The 11,292-nt window shown below is 36.0% G+C and carries 11 protein-coding genes and 1 pseudogene; 6 read left to right on the plus strand and 6 right to left on the minus strand.

Annotation, left to right across the window (positions count from 1 at the left end; translation table 11 throughout):
• Positions 1 to 26: 26 nt before the first annotated feature.
• Both FJX03_07935 and FJX03_07940 read right to left on the minus strand, forming a co-directional pair.
• Entirely contained in the window at positions 27 to 215 is a 189-nt protein-coding gene (locus FJX03_07935; protein MBM3633609.1) for a hypothetical protein, read from the minus strand.
• Between the two features lie 18 nt (positions 216 to 233).
• Positions 234 to 1,058 carry a hypothetical protein gene (locus tag FJX03_07940; protein ID MBM3633610.1) on the minus strand — a complete coding sequence of 275 codons (825 nt, stop codon included), beginning with the start codon at positions 1,056 to 1,058 and terminating at the stop codon, positions 234 to 236.
• A 718-nt stretch (positions 1,059 to 1,776) separates the two neighbouring features.
• On the opposite strand from FJX03_07940, the gene FJX03_07945 reads away from it, so the two are divergent.
• Positions 1,777 to 3,768, plus strand: coding sequence for a hypothetical protein (locus FJX03_07945; protein MBM3633611.1), 1,992 nt, complete (start codon positions 1,777 to 1,779; stop codon positions 3,766 to 3,768).
• 237 nt (positions 3,769 to 4,005) lie between these two features.
• On the opposite strand, the gene FJX03_07950 is transcribed toward FJX03_07945, so the two are convergent.
• From FJX03_07950 to FJX03_07960, 3 genes and pseudogenes are all read right to left on the minus strand, one after another.
• Positions 4,006 to 4,254, minus strand: a complete 249-nt coding sequence (locus FJX03_07950; GenBank protein ID MBM3633612.1) for a hypothetical protein — start codon at positions 4,252 to 4,254, stop codon at positions 4,006 to 4,008.
• A gap of 534 nt (positions 4,255 to 4,788) precedes the next feature.
• Positions 4,789 to 5,265: pseudogene (locus FJX03_07955) on the minus strand (hypothetical protein).
• A gap of 95 nt (positions 5,266 to 5,360) precedes the next feature.
• A complete protein-coding gene (locus FJX03_07960) occupies positions 5,361 to 5,798 on the minus strand; it encodes a hemerythrin domain-containing protein (protein MBM3633613.1) in 438 nt (145 codons plus the stop codon).
• Positions 5,799 to 6,615: 817 nt separating this feature from the next.
• Here FJX03_07960 and FJX03_07965 point away from each other — a divergent pair.
• Positions 6,616 to 6,975 (plus strand): hypothetical protein, encoded by a 360-nt coding sequence (locus FJX03_07965; GenBank protein ID MBM3633614.1) that lies wholly within the window; start codon positions 6,616 to 6,618, stop codon positions 6,973 to 6,975.
• 98 nt (positions 6,976 to 7,073) lie between these two features.
• On the opposite strand, the gene FJX03_07970 is transcribed toward FJX03_07965, so the two are convergent.
• Positions 7,074 to 8,723 carry a hypothetical protein gene (locus FJX03_07970; GenBank protein ID MBM3633615.1) on the minus strand — a complete coding sequence of 550 codons (1,650 nt, stop codon included), beginning with the start codon at positions 8,721 to 8,723 and terminating at the stop codon, positions 7,074 to 7,076.
• 575 nt (positions 8,724 to 9,298) lie between these two features.
• Between FJX03_07970 and FJX03_07975 the strand changes: the two genes are divergently transcribed.
• The 4 genes from FJX03_07975 (at position 9,299) to FJX03_07990 (ending at position 11,272) form a co-directional block, all read left to right on the plus strand.
• Positions 9,299 to 9,748, plus strand: a complete 450-nt coding sequence (locus FJX03_07975) for a PA2169 family four-helix-bundle protein (GenBank protein MBM3633616.1) — start codon at positions 9,299 to 9,301, stop codon at positions 9,746 to 9,748.
• Positions 9,749 to 9,782: 34 nt separating this feature from the next.
• On the plus strand, positions 9,783 to 10,001 hold the full coding sequence (locus tag FJX03_07980) for a DUF378 domain-containing protein (GenBank protein ID MBM3633617.1): 219 nt from the start codon (positions 9,783 to 9,785) through the stop codon (positions 9,999 to 10,001).
• Positions 10,002 to 10,343: 342 nt separating this feature from the next.
• The gene (gene umuD, locus FJX03_07985) at positions 10,344 to 10,973 is read left to right on the plus strand and encodes a translesion error-prone DNA polymerase V autoproteolytic subunit (protein MBM3633618.1); all 630 of its coding nucleotides are present in this window, start codon (positions 10,344 to 10,346) and stop codon (positions 10,971 to 10,973) included.
• Between the two features lie 56 nt (positions 10,974 to 11,029).
• A complete protein-coding gene (locus FJX03_07990) occupies positions 11,030 to 11,272 on the plus strand; it encodes a hypothetical protein (protein MBM3633619.1) in 243 nt (80 codons plus the stop codon).
• Positions 11,273 to 11,292: the final 20 nt, after the last annotated feature.

Here is an 11,292-nt window from a genome sequence, read left to right on the forward strand (position 1 = left end):
CAGGACTTCAATACTTCGCAAATATCCTATAATCTGGCTTGCTTCAAACTTTCTACGTGCCATTTCTTCCCTCCATTATTCCAGAATCCTAATTTATTTTCTGGACTATTTATAGGGGGGCAGGACAGTTTTCCGACAATGCTCAGACTGAGCCCTTTAGAAACTAAGTAAGAGGCATGTGTATGTCGCAAATCATGGATACGAACGTTTTCCAATCTTGCTTCTTTGATTGGTTATCCGTCAACTCGTCCTGGAAAAACGTAAGCGCTTGGCTTAGACTTCATTTTGGCGTTCATCTCAGCACGTATCTTTTTAATCTCCTGAAGCACACTCAAGACTTTACTCGATAATGGAAGATACTCGGTCTTCTTTTGCTTGGTAAGATGGGAAGGTTTCGTCCAAATTCCCTTTTCTAGATCAAATTGATTCCAGGTTGCTTGCATTACCTCACCTTTGCGAGCTCCCGTAAGCAGCAAGAATTTAAAAATAAAGGCTGTTAAGTGTTGAGGATACTTATCAAGAACATTCCATAGACGTTGGGTCTCTTCCTCAGTCAACCAACGATCACGTTTTTCTTCTTGATACTTCTGGATTCCTATTACGGGATTCTCTTTGCACCATCCCCAGGATATGGCGAGTGAGAACATTTTGGATAGGAGAGCAAGAACCCGATTGGCTGGATAGGGCTTTTTCCCGAGATGTTTGTGGAGGTCTTCAATGTCTTGACGAGTTATCGCAGTAACCTTAATAGCTCCTAAAGCCGGAAGTAGATGACTTTTTAAGAGTCTTTGATCTTCTTTGAGGCTCTTATCCCTTTTTCGCATGGCATGACGTTCTATGTAATCCTTTGCAAGGTCTGCAAAGGTGGGAAGGTTGCGAATCTGCTTGTTGGTATGAGCCAAGTCCTCTCCATAAGCAACCTTACTCAATTGTCTTTTTGCTAAAATTCTTGCTTCTTGTGGTGTTAAGTGGCCATGCACATCAATCTTAACGCGCTTTTGAACATGATTCTCTTCGATATTCAATAACATAGGTTCGTCTGCCGCTTGGGAGGACAATAACTCCAAATCGTCTGACTTCGTCGTTCCAAAATTTGAGAGTCTTTTTAGAATCAGGTACTATGGCGTCTATGAAACGTTTTGTTACCTTGGCATGTCAAATTTCCTAAATTGTCGGCAAAGTATTTCCATATTATCATAATTTCTCTCACTTTGGCATCAAGAAATTGTCGGCAACAGAGAGAGAATTTACGAGAATTTGAGTTAATTTTTGGGTTTTTAGAATAGTAAGAAAGTTCTTAAATCCCAATATAAAAGCCAAATTCGAGAGTTTTAAGGGGATAGAGTTATTAAACAGCAGCGGACTCTTAATCAGCGGGTCGCAGGTTCGAATCCTGCAGCGCCCACCATCAAAACCGCGGGCTCAAAGGATTATTACTTTTTAGAGATTTATTTTTTGTACTATAGATGTATTAGATTGTGGCACAAGCCTCGCTACCCCTTACTTTGTCTGCTCTCGCGGAAGACCTTCATCAAAACCTGGTGCTCAATTTGTTATGCCCTGCTACGTTCTTTTTGAAACGTTTTCTAGGACGAGTGATATCCAAATTGATAGAGAATTCAGGATCTCGGTTCTTTAGAATCACCTGATAACTAAAAGTTAATCTTTCATGATCATAAACTATTTATGTCATCCTTGCCGGCAATGCACTGAATTGATAATTTCTGCTATTCTTTATCAAAAATTAACAACCATTTCTTAAACTTTAATAAGAGTATGAATGCTTTTATAGGGACGAGTGAGATGAAGCGTTGTTTGTTGATAATTTTGTTAGTGGCAACCTTCTGCTTCAATATTGAGGCAGCTCAAAACCAAGGTGCCACGTCTTATGGCACAAAGCACGTAGAGACAACAAAAGCGCCACATGAACAAGTCCCACCTCCAGAAAGATCTGGCGAAGATTTTATTTCCAAATTCCTTCAATACTATGAAGAAGATCTGCATGATTTTTCAGATATGATATTTGCAAAAGGTGTCAGAGGGGAAGCGTATAAAGTTCCAGAAGTTTCTAAGAAGTTTGAATTGGTCTATAACCAACAGGGTTACGATGCAGGTCTTGAAGAGTATCGCGCTCAATATCCGGTACTTTATCCGAAAGAAGGAACGACAACTAGAGGTAATGTCGTTAAATTTGGTCAACCCCTTTCTCTCGCGCAAGGGGTCCCTATTGGATATAATATCCATCTGCCTTTAAATACAGAAATCAAAGCGGTATTTGTACACGTATATGGGGGATTCAAAGCCTCGATGAGACTCCAGCGCATGGATCATCCCCCCGTCAGAAGTAATTTAGAAAATTACCTTCTCAGTCAAGGCATTGCTGTTGTTAAGCTAAATTTGGTTGATTTACTCCAGTTAGAAGCTCATCAAATGGATATGCCAGAAGCTTTACACACCCGACTCCATGCTAGTATTAACAAGTTTTTTGAAACCCTCAAAAATAATCCAACAAACCTCCATGAAGATTTAAAGGTATTGAAGGGTAAGAAAATATATCTATATGGAGCAAGTTTTGGGGGACGGACAGCCATAAGACAAGCTGAACTTTATCCAGGAACTTTTTCCGGATATATCAGCCACGATGGTGCGCTCTCTTTTGCAATGCTTGAGAAAAGCAATTTAGGACATAAAATGTATGCAAATACACCAGATTCTATTAAGGCCTCTCAATGGCTAGAGCCCATGACAGAGGACCCTCAAAATGATGAGAAGATCCAAAAGATACAAGAACCCATTCTATTGCTTCATAATCTTGATGATAATAATGTCAATGTTAAGGTAACGCTTGATTGGCGTGACAAAGCAAAGAAAGTTGGAAAAGGGAACCTGATTCGGCTTTATACATCGGAAATGGGGAATGTTATAGGAAAAGATGTGGTCGACAAAGGACATTTTGCACCCGATGAAAAAGAAGCCTTCGAACGATATGCCCATACTATTTCTACCTTTATTCTGAATGATCCATCTAAACTTCCTGAAATGAGTGAGTGGGTTAGCCATAAAAGCACTCTCAAAGCCAATGAAAATTATACAGCTGCCCCTATTGAGGAAAAATTTCTGTCCGTAGCCTATCAGCATTATAAGGAGGAGTTCCATAAACTCCCTAAACCCTCCCTTAAATCGCCAATGCCTATACCCCCTATTGAAAAGATGATTGGCGGTCAATGGAATTCATATTATGTACCCCTGCTCTATGCCGTTGCGTATGGGGGGTCTTTGAAGGGTTTGAAAGAGGAGGCCGTGAGAGGAGTGATGAATTATCTGAAGACTTCCGGAGTATTGACTTCTCAGATTCTAGAAAAAGGGTTAATGGTAGAACTTCCCCCCCTTTTGGAATTTATGAAAGAAAAAAACAAACTTTATCCGCCAAAAGGTATTACAGTTGAATCCCTGGCTATTAATAATAGAATTCAAGATTTTTATAAAGAGCTTGTGGTAGATCCTTCTCACCATGAGAGTTGGTTGGGTTTTGAACAATCTCAGGCTATCCACGTCCTCTCCACCCTATATCGTGGAAATTTGGATAAGCTCGGGTCGGGATTGATCGATTCTAAAGACTATCAAGACTTGGTGAAAAAATGGCAACCGCACTTGAATGATCTGAAAGCGGAACTCATCCAAAAGATTGAAAAGGAAAAAGGACATATAAGGGGTGTTTGGAAACAAGCCGGAATGGCGGCTGTGGGGCTGGGGAAAGAGGGAGGCTGACCCCCGAATTGTTTTAATGATTTTTCTCTGATCATTAGGGTCTGAACTTTACTCAGATGCGCAAAGAATTTGGAATAAACAAAGAATTTCACTTTTTCTTGCTCATCTCATAAGATTTTCCCTACAAAAGTAGACATGCTTAGCGGAGCGTGATTACTTAAAAACTTTATGACTTTTACAATCAGATTCGCAAATATAAAACAACCTCAGGTAATTAAATATTTTTTCTATTAATTGTTAGATGAGAAGAGAAGCTATTTCTTCTGAAGAGGATACAATTGCTTTAATGATGCTTAACCCCACACCAAAAGAGCCAATTATAAGAATAAATTTGGTAATAGCATTAAAAAAGTCTTTCTTAAATGTTTGTTGGGTACGAAGATTTTTTATATCTATTTGATATGTGGTTTGAGCTTCATTTTTTTTTATTTGTATGAGCTGATAAGTAATATGAAAAATTTTTTGGTGAAATATAATATTTTGCATTGTACATCCTTCTTAATAAAAAGTAAGTAGCTGTACATTTTAAAGTATTTTTTAGATTAAACCCGAGCAGCCTATAAGGTATCTCATATATAATTTAAAATTACAACAATATAATCTATAAATTTAAATAAAATAATTTCAATTAATTTACTAATCTTTTTAATTTAATTATTTGATGTATTTTTGCTAATAAAATAATTTATTCAATAAATATTTGGAGGATATGATGTTTAAAATAATAATGGAACTTATTAAGCCGCTAAGGCTTAGTCAAAATTATTTTTTCTTTCTAAGTGTATCATTTGATAATGGGAAAAACACCTTGCAAGTAATGTATAGTTAAGGGCAATAAACTGATAATGCATATCTATTTATAAATAAATTCTTGTACGTCATGTAATTTGACATAGGATATTTTTAAAAAAATAATACGGTGCCCAGAAAAGAGGGACACCGTATTGGAATTTAATAAACTGCTTGGCGAATTGCATCATTCTTTTGGAGTGCCAGCCATTTTTGTTGTATTTTTCCACGGTCTTCATCAGAGGAAGCTTTAATAGCAATAACGACTCCCCCCTCTTTAAGGCCTTCTTCCAATAACTTTGTTTGGTCGTTAGGAGTTTCTGACCCTATTAGTGCACCAATTAACCCTCCTGCTGCAGCTCCAGCCCCGGCTCCGGCAAATCCTGCGGCTAAAGATCCAGCTACAATAAGGCCTAGGCCCGGAATGACAAGAGTGGTGCCAACAGCAGCAATAGCTGCCGCTAGTGCACCCATCGTGCCTCCGAGGGAGGCACCGACGCCTAATCCTTCTAAGGTTTTATTTCCTATATCTGAAGCCGTTATGTGGCTAGTATTATCAAGGAAATAACTGCTATGTGTTTTTTCTGACATCACCAGGGTAATGTCATCTTGTTTATATCCTTGGGATAATAACTCCTCATAAATCTTTTCAGCTGTTTTTGGGTTTTTAAACAACGCTGTAATTAAACTATTATCTCCCAATATAATTGGATTGGTATTGTCATCAAAACTGGATGGGGTAGCTGTTACTAAATTTTCCATTTTACTCTCCATTCTTTTTGTTATTTAGTTTCTAAGTATATTTAAACGGTCTTTAATTCTTTTTTTAGTTCTTCCATATCGATAGCAAGTTGATTAGCTTGCTCAGGACTTAAAACCTTCTTTGCTTTTTCAAATATGTCGCCTTCTTCTTCGTCAACATGGTGAGTAACAGAATGTTTAAATTCCCCAAACTGTTCTAACCATTTTTCACTTTCAAGAGAAATGCCACTTAATTTTTCTATATACTCTTTGACTTCTTCGTGTTCTTTTTCTGCATGCTCAATGATTTCTGAAGTTTCTTCGTGTTCTTTCAGAGCCTCATAAAAAGTAGCATTTTCTGATTCTGCATGGATAAGAAGTTCATTCGTTACTTCTTGAAACAATGCTTCACGCTTTTTAGTGCTTTTTGTGGAAAGTATTTCTTCAAAAAGATCCGCAACTACGCGATGATCCTTTTTTAAATAGTTGTATATATTCATTATATTTTCCTTTGTAATTATATTTTTTTAATAAGTTGTTTTTTAAAAGTAACCAGTTCTCCCTAGCAAATTTAAACTTTGCGCTTTTGATTTAATAATTTGTAGGTTAATTTAAGTCTAATTTTAACCTATAAAATAATTTTGCATTCATGTAAGACAAGTAATAAAAAAATATTTAGGATGGGAGCTTAAAAATTTTGAGGTAACTAATAATGACTAAGATATATATTTTATTGCGCAAAGATATGTTTAATAGAAAAATAATTACTTTTATCAGCCTTATCAGCCTTATCAGCATGATCAGTATCGTTATTTTAGGCGCGCCGTATTATATCAAACATTCTATAAAAAAAATGCGCGCCACCATGAACTAAAAATTGATATTAAGAGTGTTCACTTTAGTTGGCAATTATGGAAATTTCCAAGTATCATATTAAAAAAATTAAGTTTAAAAAACTTAGGGATAAATCCAACATTTACAAAAATAGATGCAAAAATTATCGTTATAGAACCGAATTATAGTGAATTTATCAAATCTTACTTAAAAAATTATAATTTCCCTATTGAGATTAAAGCATTAAAAGTTTTCCTTTCAAATGGAAGTAGTTTAGAAGCAGACACCATATCAAGTAACGTAAATTATAAAAATAAAGTTTATATATTTGATAATTTTGTATTATATCCCTTAAAAATTAAGCTTGATAAAAACCAATCTTATTGCAAAGACAGACACAAAGAAAAAGCATGTGGGGGCAATCTTCGTATTTCTAATATAAAGGGAAAAGGAGAATATCATACAATTGAGCGAGTTCTGCATATGGTTTTAAAAACCCCCACCCTTTCTGCTCATAATCCTGAGAGTATGCCCTATGCTATACAAGCCAAAGGAAAATTTAAATATTTAGATTTAATGCCTTATCAGTATGCCCATAACATAGAAGATCCTGGCATGAGAGGAACGATTACTTTTACAGTTGATAATTTCTCTAATTTATTGCATCAACTTAACCAAGCCAAATTTATTTCAAATATTGCCGAAAATTTAGGAGCTATTATAGGTTATCCGATACCGCGGGTAGATCCTTTCACCCAACAAAGTGAAATTTTTACAAATGCGGTTTCGCTAGATATGAACTTTAAAGCAGATGGAACGTATCTTGGAAAAATGAAGTTATAAAATTTTTGTAATTAATATTTTTTTGCTGTCTTATAAAAAATTTTTCGACTGTACAAATTTTGATTTTAAAATTTTTGTCATAATTTCCCTGTGCATTATTAATATTTAGCTTTCAACTGAAGTTTCTTTTGTTTCGGTGGCAAAACACTTTTCATCGTTGTTGCAGGATCCTTCCAAATTTCAGAACTTTTTCTAGAATCTTGAGGGCTTGTCCTTTTTGAAGGCGATGCGGCGGTTGTCTTTTTAGAAGTTAATTCGGGCCAAGGGTCTTGAGGCATTAAATTATCATCATCATCATTATTTGTAGATTTAGCCGATTGCTGTCGCCTCGCTATATCAAGATAACTTGGTTGTGCGGGCAGTATTTGTTTATCAGTAGATTGATTTAAGGAAACAGCAGAAACGCCTTGCGAGGAAATTGATGATTGTTCATGAGAGGCTAAATCTTCTTTTTTTAAGATTGGCCAAGCATCTTTATTCTCAGTTACAGGAGGTTCACTCGTGCGTGGTGGGGAATGATTAAACAAATCGCCCAATCTAAAAATTGGCTCAAAGAAATCTTCAGGAGGATCTGTAAAAAGAAGTTTGTGTGCGGCTGATAATGCAGCTTCCCAACCACCGTCTAAATATATAGCTCCCATAAATGTTCGCACGGTACCACAAGCCATTCTATTGGGAACCCGTTCCGGAGCTATAAGTTCACCAATAAACCCATTATATTGTTTGGTAAGATAGCGCCATAATTGCCACTTTTGAAAAACACTCGCCAAATTATCATTGTTAATCAGCTGTTCATTTTCGGTCATCAATAGACCTTCTTCAGCATCCGGAAAATCGTTATAAACTTTTTCTGCAATTGCGAGCGCTAAAACTCTCACGCCTATAAAATCAAGTTTCTTAAAAGCACTTCCTCCTACGCTTGGATGCTGGAAGGCATCATACAGTAGGCGATTGTTTTTGAAAGCATAGCCCAATAGCTCTAAAAGTTGGGGAAGGTCCCTCCGTTGAAGAGAAGTATGTATAGTGGTGGGAGTTAATAAGGAGGAACGAAGATTAAGAGGTGTTTCTGCTTCAGTATTGAGTTTATAGCGGCTTCTTATTAGTTTTTCACCGTAGGTTTGAGCAGCTATAAAACCCTTATCTTTGTAAACGGTCCCTATTAAGGCCTCCACGACATCAGAGGCCGTTTTTTCTGCAATGGGTCCTGTTACAGGAGCTTGATAAGAGGGTGAGGTTAAGAGAGCAGGATCAATATGACAAGCTTCGTAAAGGTGGACCAGAGTCGGTTTGGAAACGAGCTTAGAAAAGGCTTCGGCTAACCAACCGATATCTTTTGAAGGATAGCATTTATATAACATATGAGCTGTCGTAAGCCCCAACACTCTATCCCCTAAAAACTCAAGTCTCTCAAAGGCTTTTGTGCGGGGTTGAAGAGCTTTCCTTCCCAAAGAGGTGTCAGAAAACTTATAGCCAAAAATAGTGATAGGGTTCTCTTTGACAATTGACGTACATGGTTTATGAGTTTGTGAGCTGGAGGATTGGGGAAGGACCGTGTCAAGATCTTCATCATCCTGCGTTTTTATTCCGGAAGATAAAACACCAAAACAAAACAGCAATAATAATAAGTTAATTTGTCGTGAGAGAGTTTTTTTTTGAAAAAAGATCATAAAGGCTTTCCTTGCATCAACAAGAAGATCTTTCTTATATATCACTGAAAAATTTAATCTGCAATCCTGCGACTGATTCATAATTTATAGCGAATTTAAGATAGTGCCTATTAGGTAAAAATATACGCATCAAATATAAATGAACGTGAAGTTATTTTAGGCCTCAAAGTGGAGGTTGTAAGATTTAACCTTCGTTACCAAGAAACCTCATATACAAGAATATACTCATTATGCAACTTAGGAGGGTGGTTTTGCTGTGGTCGCATTGTCGCGTGTGTCATATGAGTAATTAGTCTACTAATTTATTCTACTCATCTATGCACTTGAAGGCACATAACCCTGAATTATAGATTCAGTAATGAAAATATAAGTTTTGGATATACGCTCAACTTTGCTTGTGTTCTGCAACATCTTTGGATCGCTTTCTCAACGGAGTTTCTGGCAGGATCAAGAGCAGAGACTACTGTAGATTGAGGAGGCTTATGGTCTAAACTTCGACCACTCAAAAGCTCTTTGCATCGGTAGCAGCTTACCAACTTTCTAACGTTCGTCTGTGATCATCAAGTCTCAAGTGAAATTTATATTCATTATCACTTGGATTATATCCGCTCAGATTGTTTTAATGAATTGTAACTGTAAATAAGGAGGATAAAAAAATGTCTGAACAATCCATTTCAGTTTTGAATAATTTAATTCAGGTTAATAAGGACACAGAGGAAGGTTTTCGCACAGCGGCTGAAAATGTTGAAGATACGAATTTAAAGAAAATATTTTTAACGAAAGCTAATACATATCAGTTGGCGGTGACAAGTTTGCAGGGCCACGTTGCAAAAATGGATGGTGAATATGAAGAAAATGGTACCCTACTTGGTTCTATTCATCGTGGATGGATTAATATCAAAGGGGCGCTAACGGGTAAAGATTCCCATGCGATTCTCGTGGAATGCGAAAAGGGTGAGGATATTGTGAAAGCGGCTTATGCAAAAGCTTTAGAGCAAAATTTACAGCAAAATGTTCGCTCTCTCATTCAAGGGCAATATGAAACAGTTATAAAAGATCATGATCAGATTCGTGATTTGCGTGATAATTATGGGACATCAATCTAGTGCCAACTCAATGTGATAAATAAGGAGATAAAAAATGAAAATAAAATTAGTCATAACAGCATTTATTCTAGCTGTAATTGGTGCCATCAACTGGGGAACAGTTGGGGTGTTAGGTATTAATTTAGTCGAAGTTTTGTTTGGCTTCTCGCCGTTATTGGTAAAATCTGTCTACACACTTGTTGGCCTTTCCGGTTTATATTTACTTGTGGTGGGCAGGGGGTTTATAAATTTTCTAGGCAGTAAGATGCTATAGGAATTTTTTTTAAGACAGAGTTCAGATAAATTTTAGGGATGAATTCGGTAGGTTAGTTTTCTTTGCAAATTGTAATATTTAGAGAAACGTAATTTTAAGATTTTGTGCCCAATTCACCCTAAATTTATTAAAGCATAATGAATGCCACTGCAGCTTGGATGATCAAAAGTTTAAAATATAAATTTCCAATTTGTTAATTTTCAAAATTTTTCAATTTAAATTTAAGTCTACAACTATTAATACTCGTTTAAAATTTTTTTAACCATTTAAAATTTTCATCTAGACAAACACTTTATATCTTTGTTATGAATTATGTACACAATTCAAAACAAGGAGAAAATCATGTTACTCAAAAGTGTTGAGCAACCTAAAAAATATCTTACTAAACCCATAGGACAATTTCAAAAGTTCTCTCATTATAGCGGGTCGAGAAATACTTACCATCGAAGTGGTATTAAAAATATCGCCCAAAATTATAAAAAATATAAACTTGATAAGAACTGTTTATTTGCTTTCGGACCTTGCAAAATAAACAAATTGAACGTGCCCTATTTTGATGTATTTGTTCCCGCTGGTCCTCCCGCTAATATCGATGATCCTTATAAAAGACATTTGGATTTAGGCCGTTATCTCACTCGACACCCTTTGTCGTCGTACTATTTTAAAGTAACGGGTTATTCAATGATTAACGCCGGCATTAACCATAATGATTTGTTGGTCGTTGACACAGCCTTGAAGCCTAAGCATAGGGATATTATTATTGCTGTGCTCAATGGGGAATTTACTTTAAAACGCTTATATTTAGAAGAATCACAAGTAAAATTGTTATCTGCAAATCCAGATTTTCCACCTATTACCATAACCAAAGAAATGAGCTATTTTGTACAAGGTGTTGTAACGACCGTCATTCGTACTTTTAATCCCTTGCCCTATGATAATCATTTCAAAGATTCTGATTACAAATATTTTTAAACGAATGTGTAAACCCATAGCTTGTAAGCTATCTAATTTTTAAAATCGAGATTATTATGACTAAATTAATTAAATTAATGGCCCTTTCCTTAGTGATAACAGGTTGTGAACCCCTACCTTTAGATATTCAAGGAACAGTCACCTCAGTGAGACAAATAGGAAAGCAAATGACGGAGTATTTTGTTAAAACAGATAATCCAACAATCCCCTATTACATTATAAAAATTAACAAGGCTAGCTTAGAGGTTGGTTCTAAAATCACCATCGAGTTTCCAGAACAATCAATTTCTGCTTATTAAGCTTTTTAATTCGGTTATGG

This window comes from Alphaproteobacteria bacterium (assembly GCA_016870095.1).
In the GTDB taxonomy this organism is placed as follows: Bacteria; Pseudomonadota; Alphaproteobacteria; order Paracaedibacterales; family VGCI01; genus VGCI01.

Coding starts and splice junctions, on each gene's coding strand:
- FJX03_07945 (MBM3633611.1), top strand. CDS start 1,777: ATGAATGCTTTTATAGGGACGAGTGAGATGAAGCGTTGTTTGTTGATA.
- FJX03_07950 (MBM3633612.1), bottom strand. CDS start 4,254: ATGCAAAATATTATATTTCACCAAAAAATTTTTCATATTACTTATCAG.
- FJX03_07960 (MBM3633613.1), bottom strand. CDS start 5,798: ATGAATATATACAACTATTTAAAAAAGGATCATCGCGTAGTTGCGGAT.
- FJX03_07965 (MBM3633614.1), top strand. CDS start 6,616: ATGGTTTTAAAAACCCCCACCCTTTCTGCTCATAATCCTGAGAGTATG.
- FJX03_07970 (MBM3633615.1), bottom strand. CDS start 8,723: ATGAATCAGTCGCAGGATTGCAGATTAAATTTTTCAGTGATATATAAG.
- FJX03_07975 (MBM3633616.1), top strand. CDS start 9,299: ATGTCTGAACAATCCATTTCAGTTTTGAATAATTTAATTCAGGTTAAT.
- FJX03_07980 (MBM3633617.1), top strand. CDS start 9,783: ATGAAAATAAAATTAGTCATAACAGCATTTATTCTAGCTGTAATTGGT.
- umuD (MBM3633618.1), top strand. CDS start 10,344: ATGTTACTCAAAAGTGTTGAGCAACCTAAAAAATATCTTACTAAACCC.
- FJX03_07990 (MBM3633619.1), top strand. CDS start 11,030: ATGACTAAATTAATTAAATTAATGGCCCTTTCCTTAGTGATAACAGGT.